13 protein-coding genes are annotated in these 18,524 nt (G+C 62.0%); 2 read left to right on the forward strand and 11 right to left on the reverse strand.

What is annotated here, in order from left to right; genetic code table 11:
- Positions 1–26: 26 nt before the first annotated feature.
- Positions 27–479 carry a GNAT family N-acetyltransferase gene (locus AB4N98_RS14795; RefSeq protein ID WP_017531034.1) on the reverse strand — a complete coding sequence of 151 codons (453 nt, stop codon included), beginning with the start codon at positions 477–479 and terminating at the stop codon, positions 27–29.
- Between the two features lie 201 nt (positions 480–680).
- On the opposite strand from AB4N98_RS14795, the gene AB4N98_RS14800 reads away from it, so the two are divergent.
- Positions 681–1,424: a substrate-binding periplasmic protein gene (locus AB4N98_RS14800; protein ID WP_017531035.1), complete on the forward strand. Its 744-nt coding sequence runs from the start codon at positions 681–683 to the stop codon at positions 1,422–1,424.
- A gap of 4 nt (positions 1,425–1,428) precedes the next feature.
- Here AB4N98_RS14800 and yccS read toward each other — a convergent pair whose 3' ends face one another.
- The 10 genes from yccS to betI form a co-directional block, all read right to left on the reverse strand.
- Positions 1,429–3,612 carry a YccS family putative transporter gene (gene yccS / locus AB4N98_RS14805; protein ID WP_116078198.1) on the reverse strand — a complete coding sequence of 728 codons (2,184 nt, stop codon included), beginning with the start codon at positions 3,610–3,612 and terminating at the stop codon, positions 1,429–1,431.
- Between the two features lie 159 nt (positions 3,613–3,771).
- Positions 3,772–4,950, reverse strand: coding sequence for a BaiN/RdsA family NAD(P)/FAD-dependent oxidoreductase (locus AB4N98_RS14810; protein WP_017531037.1), 1,179 nt, complete (start codon positions 4,948–4,950; stop codon positions 3,772–3,774).
- 161 nt (positions 4,951–5,111) lie between these two features.
- Positions 5,112–6,449 carry an ATP-dependent RNA helicase DbpA gene (gene dbpA, locus AB4N98_RS14815; protein ID WP_241665007.1) on the reverse strand — a complete coding sequence of 446 codons (1,338 nt, stop codon included), beginning with the start codon at positions 6,447–6,449 and terminating at the stop codon, positions 5,112–5,114.
- Between the two features lie 130 nt (positions 6,450–6,579).
- Complete coding sequence (mdtD, locus tag AB4N98_RS14820; protein ID WP_017531039.1) at positions 6,580–8,007, reverse strand: multidrug transporter subunit MdtD; 1,428 nt, start codon at positions 8,005–8,007, stop codon at positions 6,580–6,582.
- A gap of 35 nt (positions 8,008–8,042) precedes the next feature.
- On the reverse strand, positions 8,043–8,933 hold the full coding sequence (locus AB4N98_RS14825) for an alpha/beta fold hydrolase (RefSeq protein WP_017531040.1): 891 nt from the start codon (positions 8,931–8,933) through the stop codon (positions 8,043–8,045).
- Between the two features lie 195 nt (positions 8,934–9,128).
- Positions 9,129–10,445, reverse strand: a complete 1,317-nt coding sequence (locus AB4N98_RS14830; RefSeq protein ID WP_217855499.1) for a TldD/PmbA family protein — start codon at positions 10,443–10,445, stop codon at positions 9,129–9,131.
- Complete coding sequence (locus tag AB4N98_RS14835) at positions 10,445–11,887, reverse strand: TldD/PmbA family protein (RefSeq protein WP_116078203.1); 1,443 nt, start codon at positions 11,885–11,887, stop codon at positions 10,445–10,447. The genes AB4N98_RS14830 and AB4N98_RS14835 overlap by 1 nt, the downstream gene beginning before the upstream one ends.
- Positions 11,888–12,107: 220 nt before the next feature.
- Positions 12,108–13,802, reverse strand: a complete 1,695-nt coding sequence (betA, locus tag AB4N98_RS14840) for a choline dehydrogenase (protein ID WP_068938114.1) — start codon at positions 13,800–13,802, stop codon at positions 12,108–12,110.
- A gap of 134 nt (positions 13,803–13,936) precedes the next feature.
- Positions 13,937–15,409, reverse strand: coding sequence for a betaine-aldehyde dehydrogenase (gene betB / locus AB4N98_RS14845; protein ID WP_065879347.1), 1,473 nt, complete (start codon positions 15,407–15,409; stop codon positions 13,937–13,939).
- An 86-nt stretch (positions 15,410–15,495) separates the two neighbouring features.
- The gene (betI, locus tag AB4N98_RS14850; protein WP_003176593.1) at positions 15,496–16,089 is read right to left on the reverse strand and encodes a transcriptional regulator BetI; all 594 of its coding nucleotides are present in this window, start codon (positions 16,087–16,089) and stop codon (positions 15,496–15,498) included.
- 378 nt (positions 16,090–16,467) lie between these two features.
- Between betI and AB4N98_RS14855 the strand changes: the two genes are divergently transcribed.
- A complete protein-coding gene (locus tag AB4N98_RS14855) occupies positions 16,468–18,402 on the forward strand; it encodes a BCCT family transporter (protein WP_460149547.1) in 1,935 nt (644 codons plus the stop codon).
- Positions 18,403–18,524 lie beyond the last annotated feature (122 nt).

The raw sequence follows: 18,524 nt of genomic DNA on the forward strand, positions 1-18,524 counted from the left end.
ACATGTGAGGGGGGAGATGTGGCCCCTCAAGCGCGCCGCATACCGATATGAGGGATGTCATCCTCAAGGTATTCCTCACCCGCCACCACAAACCCGTACTTCCCGTAATACCCCTGCAAATGCGCCTGGGCTGACAGAAAAATCGGCGTTTCGGGCCAGATCTCTTTGATCTGACGCAGAGTTTCTTCCATCATCTGGTGCCCCAAACCAGTACCGCGTGCCGCTGGCGCAACGATCACCCGGCCGACCACTACGTCACCGCCCTGGGATTCCGGGTCCAGCAGGCGCAGGTAGGCCACCAACTCATCATTTTTCCAGGCCATCAAGTGGTGGGTATCGCCAGCCAGGTCCTGCCCGTCGATGTCCTGATAAACGCACTTCTGCTCGACAACGAAGACTTCGCTGCGCAAACGCAGGATGGCATACAGCTGCTCCTTGCCCAGGTCGCTGTGATGTTTGCAAACCCAATCGACTGTCATGGTGTGGTCTCACGTAAATGTCTGTGCTGGATAGTAAGCGCGGTGGGCGGCGGTGTCTAAATCAACTATTTTTGTGAATGAAATCAATTTGCCATCATTGAGTGCGTTCACCGGCCGTTTCTTTGTGTAATCTGAGCTAATGTTAGAGCCTCAGGCATTGCCTGAACCAAGGCCATTGCCTGCCCGCCAAGGACTTTGAGCATGCTGCGACTCTCTCGTGCCGTTGCGTTGATTGGAGTGTTGTTGCTGGCGGCGCCTGCGTTTGCAGAGCGTCTGCGCCTGCGTTTGGTTGCAGATGCCTGGCCCCCCTTTACCGATGCCACGTTGATCAACGGCGGGCTGGCGACCGATATCGTCAGCACCGCCCTGGCCCGTGCGGGTTATGCCAGTGAGTTTGAACAGGTGCCGTGGGCTCGGGCGCTGATGGGCGTGGGCGACGGGCGCTATGACGTGCTGATCAACGCCTGGTACGACGATGCCCGCACGCACCTGGGAGAGTTCTCCGGCGAGTACCTGGTCAACCGCGTGCGGTTTATCAAGCGTCGCGACGACCCCATCGAGTATCAGAACCTTGAACAATTGCACGACTACCCCGTCGCCGTGGTGCGGGGGTATGCGTATTCAGCAGCGTTCGATGGGGATACGCAGTTGCAGAAAGTCCCGGTGCATAACTTCGCCATGGCCGTGCGCATGCTGGCGGCGCAGCGGGTGCGGCTGACGGTGGAGGATGAATATGTCGCGCGCTATTACTTGTCCCGCGAATCGCCCAAAGTGCGCAATGCGGTGGAGTTCCTGCCCAAGCCGCTGAGTGAAAACAGTCTGCATATCCTGGTAAGCCTCAAGCACCCCGAGCACGCGCAGATCGTGGCCGGGTTTGATCGGGAGATTGCCAGGATGAAGGCCGATGGCAGCTATGCACGGTTGATGAGTGCACATGGGATGTAGCGGCCTAAGCCGCGCTGGTGTCCTTGATCAAATGCGCCGCCAACGTACGCAGCGGCCCCAACTGCCGGCAGATCAACGCCAACTGCGTCTGCACCAGTCGCTGCCCTTCATCGATCTCATCCGGCATCTGCTCCAGGTCCGCGGCCAGGGCTTCCTCGGCATCGCTCTGGATCGCAATGGGTTGCTTGTTGGCCAGCCCCGTGGCGATCTCATCGATGCTCGCCGCGAGGGTCTTGCCCGCGCCGTCGATCAGGTGTTCGTGCACCTCGGCCGGCAGTTGCGTGTCGCGGTGCGCGCCGAGCCCTGACAAGTAGCTGAGCAAGGTATGGGACAGCACCAGGAAACGGAAACCCACGTCCGCTTCCTTACGGAAATGCCCCGGCTCCATCAACATATTGGCCAGGGTGGTCGACAGTGCCGCGTCGGCGTTGTGCGCGTTGCGCCGGGCCAGGCGATAAGCCAGGTCGTCGCTCTTGCCGGCGGCATATTGCTGCATGATCTGGCGCAGGTAGATGCTGTTGCAGGTCAGGGTGTTGGCCAGCACTTTGTTCAGGCGGCGGCCCTGCCAGTCCGGCAGGAACAGGAACACCGCCAGGCCGGCGATCAGGCTGCCGAGCAACGTGTCGAGCAACCGTGGCAAAAACAGCCCGTAGCCATCGCCCACCTGATTGAAGCAGAACAGCACCATCAAGGTAATGGCCGCGGTCGCGAGGGTGTAGCGCGTGGTGCGGTTGATAAAGAACACCAGGCCTGCGGCGATGGCGAACATCGATTGCACCAGCGGGCTGGGGAACAGGTCGAACAGCGCCCAGGCCACGGTGAGGCCGATGGCGGTACCGATGATCCGCTGGCCAAGCTTGCGCCGGGTCGCACCGTAGTTCGGCTGGCACACAAACAGGGTGGTCAGGATGATCCAGTAACCCTGGGACGCGTGAATGACATGCAAGGTGCCGTAGCCGATGCTCAGCGCCAGGGACAGGCGCAGGGCATGGCGAAACAGCAGCGACGTCGGCGTGAGCTGCGTGCGCAGGCGCGTCCACATTTCCTTGAGGTTGCGCGGGGCGCGGTCCAGCAGGTTGCTATCGGTGGCGTCGGCCAGGGCGTCGGGGTTGCTGGCGTCGCCGAGCAGGCGGTCGAGCGTCGACAGGTTGGCCGCCAGCGCCCGCAGCGAGCGCAGCAGGCCGCGCCAGGCCGGGTTGCTCTGGATGCGCAGGTGTTCCAGCGAGGCGTTCAGGTCACTGAGGGCCTCGGCGAAGCTGTCGTCATAGATGAACGGCTGGCGCAACTGGATCGACTCGGCCAGGGCCTGGCAGGCCTTGCCTTGCTGACGCAACAGGCGCTGGCAGCGGAACAGCACATCGCTGTGGAAGAACGCCTCGGCCAGGGCGTTGTAAGGGTAATGGGATGAGCTGGCGCGTTCGTGGATGTCCTGGGCCAGGAAGTACAGTTTGAGGTAGCGACTGACCTTCGAGCCCGGTCGACCATTGCCCACGCGGTGCAGGATGATTTCCTTCGCGGCATTCAGCGCAGCCACGACTCGGCCGTTTTGCTGGGCCAATTCCAGGCGCCGTGCTTCCACATCCAGTTGGCGGATCGGTTCGAACAACGACGATTTGAGCTTGAGGTAACGCCCCAACTCGCGGAACAACCGCGCCAGGCTCTGCTGCACCGGCTGGTTGGAAAACAGCGCCTGCCACAGCACCGACAACGCGCCGTACCAGGCGGCACCCGCCACCAACAGCAGTGGCTCGTGCCAGAAATCATTCACGGCACCACCGCGCTGGTCCACACCGATCATGGTGTACACCGACAGAATCAGCGTGGCCGATGCAATCGCCCCATAACGTTCGCCCAAGGCGCCGAGCATGGTCAGGCCGAACGTCGCCAGGGCCAGGGAAATGGCGAACATCCACGGGTAGGGGAACAGCAACTCCACCGACAGCGCGGCGATGCTGAAACACACCAGCGTCACCGCCAGGGCATTGAGGCGGCCTTGCCAGCTGTCGTCGGTCTCGGCCAGGGCGCTGGCGATAATCCCCAGGAACAGTGGGATCAGCAGGGTCATTTCATCCTGGTACCAGCACAGCGCCATACTGCCGGTAAGGGCGATGAATACCCGAATGCTGTAACTGAATTTATCCAGCGCCCACAGGCGCCGCATGGACTGCTTGAACGAGGTCGATGACATGAAGTCTGGAGTCTTCCGGAGCGATGCCGCTAAATTGAGCTATCAAGGACGCCACGGCAAGGGTGGCGATCACATCCCCGCGCAAATATTTCCCAGGCACGCCGCAAATCAAAATGTGGGAGGGGGCAAGCCCCCTCCCACATGTTTTACCGTGCTGTGTCAGACGTATTGCGCGGCCGCGTAGCCCGAAGCCCACGCCCACTGGAAATTGAACCCGCCCAGGTGACCGGTCACGTCCAGCACCTCGCCGATAAAATACAGCCCCGGGCTTTTCAGCGACTCCATGGTCTTGGACGACACTTCCCGCGTATCCACCCCACCCAGCGTCACCTCGGCGGTGCGATAGCCTTCGGTACCCGCCGGCACCAGCTGCCAGCTCCCCAGTTTTTGCGCGATGTCGGCAATTTCGGCGTGGGTGTATTGCTTCATCGGCTTGGACACGAACCAGGTTTGCGCCAGCAGGTTGGCCATCTTCTTGGTGAAGATTTCACCCAGCAAGGTTTTCAGCTCGCTGTCCGGGCGCTCGGCTTGTTGCTGTTGCAGCCAGGTGTGGGCGTCGTGGTCGGGCAGCAGGTTAATCTCTACGGTGTCGCCGGGTTCCCAGTAGGACGAAATCTGCAGGATCGCCGGCCCGCTCAGGCCACGGTGGGTGAACAGGATGTTTTCGCGAAAGCTCTCGTTGTTGCAACTGACCAGGCAGTCCACGGAGGTGCCCGACAGCTCTGCGCACAACTCCTTGAGCTGATCGGTGATGGTGAACGGCACCAGCCCCGCGCGGGTGGGCAGCAGTTCATGGCCGAATTGCCTGGCCACCTGGTAACCGAAACCGGTCGCGCCCAGGGTTGGGATCGACAAACCACCGGTGGCGATCACCAGGGATTCACACCGCAGCTCGCCCAAGGTGGTCTGCAATTGGTAGCCGCTGTCGAGCCTGGCAATTTCCTCGATGGAGGTGTCCAGGTGCAGGCTGACGCCGGTCTGGATGCACTCATCGAGCAACATGCCGAGGATGTCGCTGGACTTGTTATCGCAGAACAGCTGGCCGAGCTTTTTCTCGTGGTACGGCACGCCGTGCTTGGCCACCAGCCCGATAAAGTCCCACTGGGTGTAGCGGGCCAGCGCGGATTTGCAGAAGTGCGCGTTGTGCGAGAGAAAGTTGGCCGGCTCGGTGTACAGGTTGGTGAAATTGCAGCGGCCACCGCCGGACATCAGGATCTTTTTGCCGGCCTTGTTGGCGTGGTCGATCAGCATCACCTTGCGTCCACGCCCGGCGGCGGTCAGCGCGCACATCAAGCCTGCGGCGCCGGCGCCAATGATCACAACTTCGGTCGAGCGCACAGCAATGTCCTCATACAAATTCTGATGTGAAATACAGTCAAATGTGGGAGGGGGCTTGCTCCCGATTGCGATGTATCAGTAACAGATGTACTGACTGACACACTGCTATCGGGGGCAAGCCCCCTCCCACATTGGATCTCCGATAAATTTGGAGGTCCGTGTTACAGGATGCGAACGCGCAACGAACGGCCCTTGATCTTGCCGTCATTCAGCCGCTGCAACGCCTGTTTGGCGATGCCACGCTCCACAGCCACGAAGGCCTGGAAATCAAAGATCGCGATCTTGCCCACCTGGGCGCCCGGGATGCCGGCTTCGCCAGTCAACGCGCCAAGAATGTCACCTGGGCGAACCTTGTCTTTACGCCCGGCGGCGATACACAAGGTGCTCATCTGCGGCAGCAACGGGCCACCGCCTTGCGGCTTGAGGTTGTCCAACTGGTCCCAGTTCAGCGGCGATTTCTGCAACTGCTCGATGGCCTGGGCGCGGTGGGCTTCGGACGGCGCGACCAGGCTGATGGCGATGCCGGTCTCACCGGCGCGGCCGGTGCGGCCCACGCGGTGGATGTGGATTTCCGAGTCGCGGGCCAGTTCGACGTTGATCACCATGTCCAGCGCATCAATGTCCAGGCCGCGAGCGGCAACGTCGGTGGCAACCAGTACCGAGGTGCTGCGGTTTGCGAACATCGCCAGCACCTGGTCACGGTCGCGCTGCTCCAGGTCGCCATGCAGGCCGACGGCGGAAATGCCCTTGGCCGTCAGGTGATCCACGGTTTCCTGCACTTGCTGCTTGGTAAAGCAGAACGCCACGCAGGAGGCCGGACGGAAGTGCGCGAGGACCTTGGTCACCGCGTCCATGCGCTCTTGCGGCGAGATCTCGTAGAAACGCTGCTCGATCTGGTCGTCGGAGTGGAACGCTTCGGCTTTCACTTGCTGAGGCGCACGCATGAACTTGGAGGCCAGTTGCTTGATGCTCACCGGGTAAGTGGCCGAGAACAGCAGGGTCTGGCGGCGCGGTGGGGTCTTGCTGATGATGTCTTCGATGGCGTCGTAGAAGCCCATGTCGAGCATGCGGTCGGCTTCGTCGAGGATCAGGGTGTTCAAGCCGTCGAGTACCAGCGAGCCCTTGCGCAGGTGTTGCTGGATGCGGCCCGGGGTGCCGACGATGACGTGGGCACCGTGTTCCAGGGACGCGATCTGCGGGCCGAGGGACACGCCCCCGCACAGGGTCAGCACCTTGATGTTGTCTTCGGCGCGGGCCAGGCGGCGGATTTCCTTGGCAACCTGGTCGGCCAGCTCACGCGTCGGGCACATCACCAGCGCCTGGCAGCCGAAGTAACGCGGGTTGATCGGGTTCAACAGGCCGATACCAAATGCAGCGGTCTTGCCGCTGCCGGTCTTGGCCTGGGCAATCAGGTCCAGCCCTTTGAGGATCACCGGCAAGCTTTGCGCCTGGATCTGCGTCATCTCGACATAACCCAGCGAGTCGAGGTTAGCCAGCATGGCGGCGGACAAGGGCAAAGTATTAAAAGCGGTGGCGATGGTAGTCACGGGGCTGGCTCTGCAAAACAAAATGTCGCGCAGTGTACCAGCCCTGTGGGAATTTCCCTGCAAGTTCTAGACGAGACGCCGGTCAATGCTCGATATGCTGCTCTGGGCTGGCCGCGCGTTTGCCGTCTGTTGGCGACAGTTGCAGGAAGATCCCCGCGGCCAGCATCGCCATGATGCCCACGGTGAGGAAGGTCAACTGGAACGCGCCGAGCACCGTGCTCACGCCGTCGTTGCCGGTTTCTGCGGTAAAGCCGCCGAGCAACGCGCCGGCGCATGCCACGCCGAGGCTCAGGGACAGTTGCGCCACGACCGACAGCAAACTGTTGCCGCTGCTGGCCTGGGCGTCGTCGAGGTCGATCAGGGTGACGGTATTCATCGCGGTAAATTGCAGCGAGTTGATGGCCCCCAAAACCGCCAGCATGCCCAGCAGCAACGGGTAGGGCGTGTGCTCCGTAACCAGCCCCATGCTGGCCAACATGATCCCCAACGCCAGGGTGTTGCCGGTGAGCACCACGCGGTAACCCAGGCGCTCGATCAGCGGGCGGGCGATGGACTTGGCAAACATCGCCGCCGCCGCCAGAGGCAACATGCTCATGCCAGCCTGCGACGGCGAATAACCCAGCGCCACTTGCAACAGCAGCGGCACCAGGAACGGCAGCGCACCACTGCCCAACCGTGCGAACAGGTTGCCCAGGATGCCCACCGCGAAAGTGCGCGTCTTGAACAGCACCGGCGAGAACAGCGCATTGTCGATATGCCCGGCGCGCAGCCAATACGCCGCCAGGCACGCCAGCCCGCCGAACAGCAGTAACATCACCCGCAGGTGCGGCAGGTGCAGTTCGCCCAGGCCTTCCATGGCGATGGTGATCAGCACCATCGCCGCGCCAAACAGCAAAAAGCCCGCGCCGTCGAAGCGTGTGCGCTCGCTGCCGCGCAAGTCGGGGATGAATTTCCACACGGCGTAGCAGCCGATCATGCCCACCGGCAGGTTGATCAGGAAGATCCAGTGCCAGGTCAGGTATTGCACCATCCAGCCGCCCATGGTCGGGCCGAGCAGGGGGCCGAGCAGGCCGGGGATGGTAATGAAGCCCATGATTCGCACCAGTTCGGAGCGGGGGTAGGCGCGTAACACCACCAGCCGCCCGACCGGCAGCATCAACGCACCGCCCAGACCCTGCACCACCCGTGCACCCACCAACATGGTCAGGCTGCTGGACAAGGCGCACAGCAAGGAGCCGATGCTGAACAGCATGATCGCGCCAAAGAAGATTTTCTTGGTGCCGAAGCGGTCGGCGATCCAGCCCGATGCCGGGATCAGCAACGCGACGGTGAGCATGTAGGCGATCACCACGCCTTGCATGCGCAGCGGGTTTTCCGCCAGGTCTCGGGCCATGGCCGGCAGCGCCGTGTTCAGAATCGTCCCGTCCAGCGACTGCATGAAGAAGGCGATCGCTACCACCCAGGGGAGCCAGCGGGCGGTCTTGGCATCGAGAGGGGCGCGATTCGGCATGGGATCCCTTTTGTTAGCAGGCTATGTGTCGGCGATTATGCGCCATCCGCCTCTGCTTTTCCCACTGGCGGTTCGTCTAAGTCCGACAACGCCGCGTGCTCGCCCACCAAAAAATTCAACAGCGCACGATGCACCGCCAACGCGGCTTCGCGGGACTCCAGATCAAGCAAGTGGCCAGTGTGCTCGGCGACGGCGAAGCTGCTGCGCCCCACGTACTGCTTGAACAACCGGGCATCGGCGGCCGGCGTGTATTGATCCAGCGCGCCATTGAGGAAATGCACCGGCGTTTCAATCTGCCTGAGTGCTGGCAAGTAGTTGCCATCCCCCAACGCCAGCACCTGATGGATATGAAAGCGCGCCTGGCGGTACTCGGTGGTGGCCATGTTCGCCAGGTGACGATGGTTGTTGCGCTTGAGACGCGGCGACAGGTATTGGCCCACCGTCTCGTTGAGCAAGTGGCCGACGGCGGATTTGTCATCGGCCTCGATCAGCACGCGCACGCGCTCCACATAGTCGAGCATCGCCGGGTTGAGGTTGGGCGCCAGGGCCATCACCACCGAGCTTTCGATGGAGGGCGGGTTATGCGCCAGGGTCAGCAGCGTCGAGATGCCGCCCCACGAGGCCGACACCAGGTGGTTGACCTCAAAACGCTCGACCAGGGCGCGCAGCATCTGCACTTCGTCGTCCTTGGTTACCAGGTCCAGGTCGGTGTTGTACTCACGCGAATAGCCGGAGAACGGCAGATCAAACAGCAGCACATTGAAATGCTCCGCCAGGCATTTGCTGGTGCGGGCGAAGGAGCGCGTGGTCGACAGTGCGCCGTTGACCATCAGCACGGTCTTCTTGTGCGGGTCGTTGCCGAGTTGTTCGACGTGGACGTTGTAGTGTTTGAACAACTTTTGTATGACCAAACTTCCATGGTTCATCGCAGCACTCCCTGTGGTGTGGCGGTATGCCATTAACCCTTATAACGAGGTTTTTTGCAGGCGACAACAGGCCGCCCATGCACGCGGGGGGGGAAGAGAATTGACTGAAGGAAGGGCCGAAACCGAGCTGTCTGAAATTAACGCAATACGGTGTGGGAGGGAGAGCAAGCCCCCTCCCACAGGGATTTTTGGTGTTTAAAGGGTCAGGGTCAGGCGCTTGATCAAGGCACCGGGAAGCAGATTGGATGAAGTATTGCGCTGCCCATAGGTGCTGGCCGACAGCAGCAGCTCGCGTTCCGCCGTCAGCGCTTCCAATTGCGAACCCAGCAAGCTGTAGACGCTGTCATCAAAGCGCATGGTGCTGATCGGCGCCTTGATTTTGCCGTCTTCTACCCAGAATGTGGCGAAGCGCGTCATGCCGGTCAGGCGCGCCGCCGGCAGGTCGGAGTAATTGAGGTACCACAGGTTGCTGATGTACAGCCCGGTGCCCAACTGTTTGAGGATATCGGCCTGGGCCAGGCTGCCCGCCGCCATCTGCAAGGCGCTGGGGGCTTCGTCGCTGCTGGCGCCGTTGGCGCTCAGGCCATACTCGGCGGCGCTGCGCGAATTGACCAGTCGGCCGTCGGCCTTGCCGGCGTTAATCAGGGTCACATCGCTGCGCGGGTAGCCTTCCGTGGAGAACGCCTGGCTCAGGGAGCCGCTGATCTGTTCATTCACGGTCACCAGCGGGCTCAGGTGCTGCTCACCGGCATACAGTCGTTGCAATGAGCTGCCCTTGCTGGCGATGGCTTGGGCGGAGAACCCACCCCAGGTGATGATGCCGATGATTTCTTCCAGCGCGGCCGGCGCCAGATAGGCGCGGTACTCTCCGGGCGGCAATGGGTGCAGTGGGCGGTCGAGGAACACCAATTGCTCGCGCGCCTGCTGCAAGCGCGCGGTGAACTCGGCGCTGTCCCAGGTGTGCCCGGCGTAGCTGGCTTTGACCGCTTCGCCATTGGCATGGAACAGGCTGAAATCGAAGTTGAAGCTATTGGCCTGGTGCCAGCCGAACGCGCCGTCGGAGCTGGCAAAGCCACGGCTGATCGGGCCGGCGGCGTAGATGCCGACCAGGTCTACGCCGGCGGCGGCCTGGCTGATGTCTTCCAACACCTGCGCCAGTTGGGGCAGTGGCCGCGCCTGTTCATTGCTGCTTTGCCAGGCGTTGTGGTTGAGCAACAGGTACGGGTCCGGCGGCAACAACGGCAAGGTTTCGCGCAGTTGCTGCAAGCCCTCGGCGAGGCGTTGGCGGTCCAGTTGCGGCTCGCCGGCCAGGGTAATGCCCAGGTCGGCATGCCGGCCGTTATTGATCAGTTTCAGGTTGAGGCTGGCCTGCTGCACCTGGCCGGCCTGGCGTACCTTGGCATGGTTGAAGCGCACGAACTCAGAGGCTTCCGCCGCGTAGCCGAGGTGAAATTGTTCCTTGTCGGTGACGGCCTGTTTGAGCCACTCCACCAGCGCCTTGAAATCATTCATCAGGCATCTCCCCCAAATACGTCGACATTGCTGAATACACAGGCCGGCGATGCATGGCCGACGCGGATCACCTGGTTGGGCTCGCCCTTGCCGCAATTTGGCGTGCCCAACACCTTGAAGGTGCTGGCGTCGCCCACGGCGCTGAGCTTGCGCCAGAACTGCGCGGAAATGGCGCGGTAGTTGGGGTTCTTCACCACACCCTTGAACTCGCCGTTTTCGATCAACTGGCCCCATTCGCAGCCGAATTGGAACTTGTTGCGTGCGTCATCAATGGACCATGAGCGGTTGGTCGACATCAGGATGCCGTTTTCGATGCCGCCCACCAGTTGTGCCAGGCTCTTGTCGCCCGCTTCGATATTCAGGTTGGCCATACGGTCGATCGGCGGGCGGTTCCAACTGCTCGCACGGCTGTTGGCCACGCCGCCCAGCCCGGCGCGAAATTGCGACAACGCCCCACCCAGCGGCTTGAGCAGCAGCCCCTCGCGGATCAGGAATTGCTTGCTGGCGCGGGTGCCGTCGTCGTCGTGGCTGTAGCTGGCGAGCTGCTCGGGAATGTCCGGGTCGAAGGTCACGTTGAGCAGCTTGGAGCCGTATTGCAGATGGCCGAAGTCGCTGGCCTTCACAAAGCTGGTGCCGGCGTAGTTGCGCTCGTCACCAAGAATGCGGTCCAGTTCCAGCGGGTGGCCGATGGATTCGTGGATCTGCAGGATCATCTGGTCGGGCATCAGCAGCAGGTCGCGCGGGCCCTGGGGTGTGTTCGGCGCCAGCAGCAGTTGCAGGGCTTCGTCGGCCACCCGTGGCGCCGCACCGACCAGGTCGAAGCGGTTGATCACATCAAAGCCGCCCTGCTGGCCGAAGTTGGTGCCGCCGAGGGTGCGGGTCTGGCTGTCGCTGCCATCAAAGGCGGTGACGTTGACGCCTGGGAATACAAAACGCTGGGCCTGACGCAGTTCGGCGCCGGCGGTGTTCAGGTAGATCTGCTCGACGTGGGTCATGCCCAGGCTCACGTCCCAGCTCACCAGGCGCTCGTCCCTGGGCACGGCGGCCGACGCGTCGCCCAGCAACTGGTAGCAATCGCTCAAGGACGGGAAGGGCTGGCCGAGGTCGGGCGACAGGTAATCGGCGACGTCGCTGGACACCTGTTGCTCGCGCAGGTCGAGCAACGCGTGGGGTTTGATGCGCCGGGCCTGCTGCTCGGCGCGCTTGAGGGCGGCTTGCAGGCCGGCAAGCGAGATATCGTTGGTCGCGGCGTAGGCTTCAACCCCGTTGAGGCGCACGGTGAGCATGGCGCCTTCGTCGTGGCTCAGGTGCGGCGGTTCGGCGACGTTCTTGCGTACCGACAGGTAGTGGCCGGATTCGCGGACGTAGCGCAGGGAGAAAAATTCGGCGGCGGTGCGCAGGGCACTGAAGTGTTTTTTGAGTGTGGCGTGGTGGTCGAACATGGGGCCTTCCTTGTGGGCGGCTCAGCGCGGGCAGGCAAACAGAGTAGGCCTGGGCTGGGGGCTGATCAAGGAAAGTGTAAAGGCAGGGGTGTGGTTTCTGGTCGGGCCTCATCGGGGGCAAGCCCCCTCCCACATTTGACTGTGTTTACACATCTGAATGGGTGAACACAGTCAGTGTGGGAGGGGGCTTGCTCCCGATAGCGGCGCCACGGTGTATCAGTTACTGCGCAATCTCACGCAACGGCTTGCCACGCACCGGCGCATCGCCCGCCACGTAGTAGTCGGCGGTGCTGCGCGGCAGTGGCTTGCGCCCACGAATCTTGTCGGCGATTTTCTCGGCGATCATGATCGTCGGCGCGTTCAGGTTGCCGGTGGTGATGATCGGCATGATCGACGCATCGACCACACGCAGGCCTTGCATGCCATGCACGCGACCTTCGCCATCCACCACGGCCATCTCGTCGGTGCCCATCTTGCACGAGCACGAAGGGTGGAACGCAGTCTCGGCGTGCTCGCGGATGAACCTGTCCAGTTGCTCATCGGTTTGCACCTCGATACCGGGGCTGATTTCGCGGCCACGGTACGGGTCCAGTGCCGGTTGCTGCATGATTTCACGGGTCAGGCGGATGCCATCGCGAAATTCCTGCCAGTCCTGTTCGGTGGCCATGTAGTTGAAGAGGATGCTCGGGTAGTCCCGTGGGTTCTTCGACTTCAGCTGGATACGGCCACGGCTCGGCGAACGCATGGAGCCCATGTGCGCCTGGAACCCGTGCTCTTTCACACCATTGCTGCCGTTGTAGTTAATCGCTACCGGCAGGAAGTGGTACTGGATATTCGGCCATTCGAATTCTTCACGGGTACGGATAAAACCGCCCGCCTCGAACTGGTTGCTGGCGCCGATACCGGTACCGTTGAACAGCCATTCGGCACCGATGGCCGGCTGGTTGTACCAGAGCAGCGACGGGTACAGCGACACCGGCTGGGTGCACGCATATTGCAGGTACAGCTCAAGGTGGTCCTGCAGGTTTTCGCCCACGCCGGGCAGGTCGTGAACCACCGGGATGTCGAGGCTTTCCAGCAATTTGGCCGGGCCCACGCCGGAGCGTTGCAGCAATTGCGGCGAAGCGATGGCGCCGCTGCACACCAGTACTTCCTTGCGTGCACGGGCTTCAACGCGCTCTTCGGCGGCGCCGATCAGGTAACGCACGCCCACCGCGCGCTTGCCTTCGAACAACACCTTATCGGTGAGGGCGTGGGTGACGATGGTCAGGGTCGAGCGCTTTTTAGCCGTGTCCAGGTACCCGCGTGCGGTGCTGGCGCGACGGCCGTTGGGCGTGACGGTACGGTCCATCGGGCCGAAACCTTCCTGCTGGTAGCCGTTCAAGTCTTCGGTACGCGGGTAACCGGCCTGCACGCCGGCTTCGACCATGGCGTGAAACAGCGGGTTATTGCCGGCTTTAGGCGTGGTCACGCTGACCGGGCCATCGCCGCCGTGCCAATCGTTGGGGCCGATGTCGCGGGTTTCGGCCTTGCGGAAATACGGCAGGCAGTCGAGGTAGGTCCAGTCTTCCAGGCCCGGCAGTTTCGACCAGTTGTCGTAGTCCATGGCGTTGCCACGGATGTAGCACATGCCGTTGATCAGCGAAGAGCCACCCAGGCCCTTGCCGCGACCGCATTCCATCCGGCGGCCGTCCATGTGCGGCTCCGGATCGGTTTCGTAGGCCCAGTTGTAGCGACGGCCTTGCAGCGGGAACGCCAGCGCGGCGGGCATTTGGGTACGGAAATCGAGACGGTAGTCCGGGCCGCCGGCTTCCAGCAGCAGGACGGTGACGCCTTCGTCTTCGGTCAGACGGGTCGCCAGGGTGTTACCGGCGGAGCCGGCACCCACAATGATGTAGTCGTATTCTTGGGACATAAATGCGCCCTCTTTGGAGTGTGGTCAGCAAGGGCCTCATCGAGGGCAAGCCCCCTCCCACATTTGGAATGCGTTTCCCTGTGGGAGGGGGCTTGCCCCCGATGGCGGCCTCAAAGGCAATCAGGACTCGGGTCTTAGAACACCGAGGCGTAGTCGCCCAGCTCAACCTGTACCGATTTGATGCGAGTGAAGTTGTTCAGCGAGCTGATGCCGTTCTCACGGCCCACGCCCGACTGCTTGTAGCCACCCACCGGCATCTTCGCGTCGGACTCGCCCCAGGCGTTGATCCAGCAGATACCCGCTTCCAACTGATGAATCACGCGGTGGGCGCGGTTCAGGTCCTTGGTGACCAGGCCGGCGGCCAGGCCGAAGTCGGTGTCGTTGGCGCGGCGGATCACTTCTTCTTCAGTCTCGTAGGTGAGGATGCTCATCACCGGGCCGAAGATTTCTTCGCGCACGATCACCATGTCGTCGGTGCAGTCGGTGAACACGGTCGGTGCCACGAATGCGCCTTTGGCCAGGTCGCCCTCGGTCAGGCGGTCGCCGCCGCACAGCAGGCGGGCGCCTTGCTCTTTGCCCTTGGCGATATAGCCCAGCACGCTTTCCATATGGGCAAAGCTGACCAGCGGGCCGAAGTTGGTGTTTTCGTCTTGCGGGTTGCCGATGCGAATGCGCGCCACGCGCTCGACGATCTTGGCTTCGAACGCCGCTTGCAAATGCTTGGGCACGAACACGCGGGTGCCGTTGGTGCAGACCTGGCCGGAGCTGTAGAAGTTGGCCATCATCGCGGTGTCGGCGGCGCGGTCGAGGTCGGCATCGTCGAAAATGATCAGCGGGGACTTGCCGCCCAGCTCCATGGTCACGTCCTTGAGCGACGAACTCGACGCGCTGGCCATGACTTTCTTGCCGGTGTCGGTGCCGCCGGTGAACGAGACTTTCTCGATGCGCGGATGCTCGGTCAGCCAGGTGCCGACTTCACGGCCGCTGCCGGTCAGCACGTTGAACACGCCCGCCGGTACGCCGGCTTCGGTGTAAATCTCGGCCAGTTTCAGGGTTGTCAGCGAGGTGACTTCGCTGGGCTTGAAGATCATCGCGTTACCGGCCGCCAGCGCCGGTGCGGATTTCCACAGGGCGATCTGGATCGGGTAGTTCCACGCGCCGATACCGGCGACCACGCCCAGTGGCTCGCGGCGGGTGTAGACGAAGGCGGTGTCGCGCAGCGGGATCTGCTCGCCTTCGATGGCCGGCACCAGGCCTGCGTAGTATTCCAGCACGTCGGCGCCGGTGACGATGTCGACGTACTTGGTTTCGGAGAAGGCTTTACCGGTGTCCAGGGTTTCCAGGGCGGCCAGTTCATCGTTGCGCTCGCGCAGGATGTCGACGGCACGACGCAGGATGCGCGAACGCTCCATGGCGGTCATGGCGGCCCAGATTTTCTGGCCTTTTTCGGCGCTGACCACGGCACGTTCAACGTCGTCTTTGGTGGCGCGTTGCACTTGGGCGAGAACTTCACCGTTAGCCGGGTTGATGGCTTCGAAGGTGGCATCGCTGCCAGCGTCGCTGTAGCCGCCGTCAATGTAGAGTTTTTGCAGGTCGAAACGGGCCATAAAGTCCTCGCAAGTGCATAAGTGGTTGGCGTTACCCGCCGCACAAGGGGCGGCGGACGTTCAGGGGTTGAGCGGTTATAGGTGCTCTAACTCACCTGCTTGGCCAATTGGAAATCCATGTATTCGTGAGCGATGCGTTGCGCCTGCTCCGTATCGAAAGCGTCTCCCGACAGGGCACCGCGCAACCACAAACCGTCGATCAGGGCCGCCAGGCCTCGGGCTGCGCTGCGTGCCTCGGGCAACGGCAGCGTGCGGCGGAACTGGCAGCACAGGTTGGAATACAGACGCTGATCGTTGATCCGCTGCAACCTGTGCAAAGACGGGTGATGCATGCTGGAGGCCCAGAAGGCCAGCCAGGTTTTCATTGCCGGGCCGTTGACCTGGCTGGCGTCGAAGTTGCCGGCGACGATCACCTGGAGGTGAGCGCGTGGGCTGTCGTCTTTCAACGCCTGTCGACGGGCGTGGATGTTTTCCATCAGCACGCTCATCAAGTACTGCATCGTCGCTGCGATCAGGCCGTTCTTGTCCCGAAAGTAGTGACTGATGATGCCGTTCGAAACGCCGGCCAAACGGGCGATCAACGCAATGCTGGCATCGCCCATCCCGACCTGATCGATGGCCGTCATCGTGGCTTCGATCAATTGCTGGCGGCGTATGGGTTGCATACCGACCTTGGGCATGTAGCACCTCTCCTTAGGCCTGCCGACGGGCGATCACGTCCATCGGCTTGAAGGCCAGTCTATTTTGTTTTGATTGAACGTTCAATCAACAAAGAATAAGCTCTGCGACAAATCGTCGCTGCTGGCAGGTATTTCCTACTTGAAAGACAGCGACATCTGACACCTGGAAAACCCCGCAAACGCCCTATGCACCGCCTCGGCGGGGGGCAGGGATTTTCGGGCTGTCTTTATAACACCCGTCCGTCGACTGCCGAAAAATCGATGGCGCGGGATAACCGTTGCCTTGTGTTTCTCTCTCGCACTGCCTGGAGCATCTGCGCCATGAGTTCTGCCTCTCTAATAAAGACCCCGCCGGAAAAGGTGCGGGTCAACGGTTGGGTGTTCTACACCTCCACCGCGCTGATTCTGTTGTTGACCGCCATCCTGATCATCGCCCCGCAGGAGGCCGGGCGCATGCTCGGCGTCGCCCAGGCCTGGCTTTCCAAAAGCTTCGGCTGGTACTACATGGTGGTGATCGCCGCTTACCTGGTGTTCGTGGTCGGCCTGGCGTTTTCGTCCTACGGCAAGTTGAAATTGGGCAGCAAGGACGACACCCCGGACTTCAGCTACGGCGCCTGGGCCGGGATGCTGTTTTCGTCGGGCATCGGCATTTCGCTGCTGTACTTCGGTGCGTCCGAACCGTTGGACCACTACTTCAACCCGCCCGAAGGCGCGGCGGCCAGCAATGGCGCGGCACGCCAGGCATTGCAACTGACCTTCCTGCATTGGGGCCTGCATGGCTGGGCGATCTACGCCCTGGTCGGCCTGGCCGTGGCGTACTTTGCGTACCGCCACAACCAGCCGCTGGCCTTGCGTTCGGCGCTGTACCCGCTGGTGGGCGAGCGGTGGGTGAAGGGCGCGGCCGGCCACGCGGTGGACGGTTTCGGCATGTTCGTAACCCTGCTGGGCCTGGTGACCAACCTGGGGATCGGCGCGATGCAGGTGTCGTCCGGGCTGGAAAACCTGTTCGGCATGCAGCACAACAACACCAACCTGTTGATCGTGATCATCGTGATGAGCACCGTGGCGACCATCGCCGCCGTGTCGGGGGTGGAGAACGGCATTCGTCGCTTGTCCAACCTCAACATCCTGCTGTTCAGCGGTTTGCTGATCTTTGTGCTGTTGTTCGGCCCCACCCTGCACTTGCTCAACGGCCTGGTGCAGAACACCGGTGACTACCTCAACGGCATCGTGCTGAAAACCTTCGACCTGTATGTGTACGCAGGCGATGGCGACAAAACCGAGCGCTGGATGGGCCTGTGGACCCTGTTTTACTGGGCCTGGTGGATTTCCTGGGCACCGTTCGTGGGCATGTTCATCGCGCGTATTTCCCGTGGCCGCACGGTACGTGAACTGGTGGCCGGCGTACTGCTGATCCCGCTGGGCTTCACCCTGGCGTGGCTGTCGATCTTCGGTAACTCGGCGCTGGACCTGGTGCTGAACCAGGGTGCGGTGGCGTTGGGCAAGACCGCCCTGGAACAACCCTCCATGGCGATCTACCAACTGCTGGAACATTACCCGGCGTCGAACATTGTTATCGGTGTGTCGATCTTCGTGGGCTTTGTGCTGTTCCTGACCCCGGCGGATTCCGGCGCGGTGATGATGGCCAACCTTTCCTGCAAAGGCGGCAACGTAGACGAAGATGCGCCGCACTGGCTGCGGATCTTCTGGTCGGCGGTGATCACCCTGGTGACCATCGGCCTGTTGTTTGCCGGTAACTTCGAAGCCATGCAGACCATGGTGGTGCTGGCGGGGCTGCCGTTCTCGGTGGTGTTGATTTGCTTTATGTTCGGTTTGCACAAGGCCATGCGCCAGGATGTGGCCATCGAACAGGAGCAGGCGCAATTGGCTGAACGTGGGCGCCGTGGTTTCAGCGAGCGCTTGACCGCCCTGGACCTGCAACCGAGCCAGGCCACCGTGCAACGCTTTATGGACAAACACGTGACGCCGGCGCTGGAAGAGGCCGCGACTGCGTTGCGTGAGCAAGGGCAGGATGTGCAGACGCTGCTGGGTAAATCCAAGCGTTGCATTGGCGTGCGCATCGAGATGGAGGAGGGCAACCCGTTTGTCTACGAAGTGAGCCTGGATGCTTACTCGGCGGCGCCGAGCGACGTGCCGGAAGAAGAACGCATCCGCTATTACCGGGCCGAGGTGTACCTGCACAACGGGCCTCAGGAGTACGACCTGATGGGCTTCGCCCAGGAACAGATTACCCGGGACGTGCTCGATCAGTTTGAAAGCCATCGGCAGCTCCTTGGCCGGGTCTATAGCTGACAGTTGAGCTTGGCAGTGCTTTAAATGTGGGAGGGGGCTTGCTCCCGATGACGGTGTATCAGTAACAGCGGTACTGACTGACACACTGCCATCGGGAGCAAGCCCCCTCCCACATTGACCCT

The sequence above is a fragment of the Pseudomonas sp. S3_E10 genome (assembly GCF_054667615.1).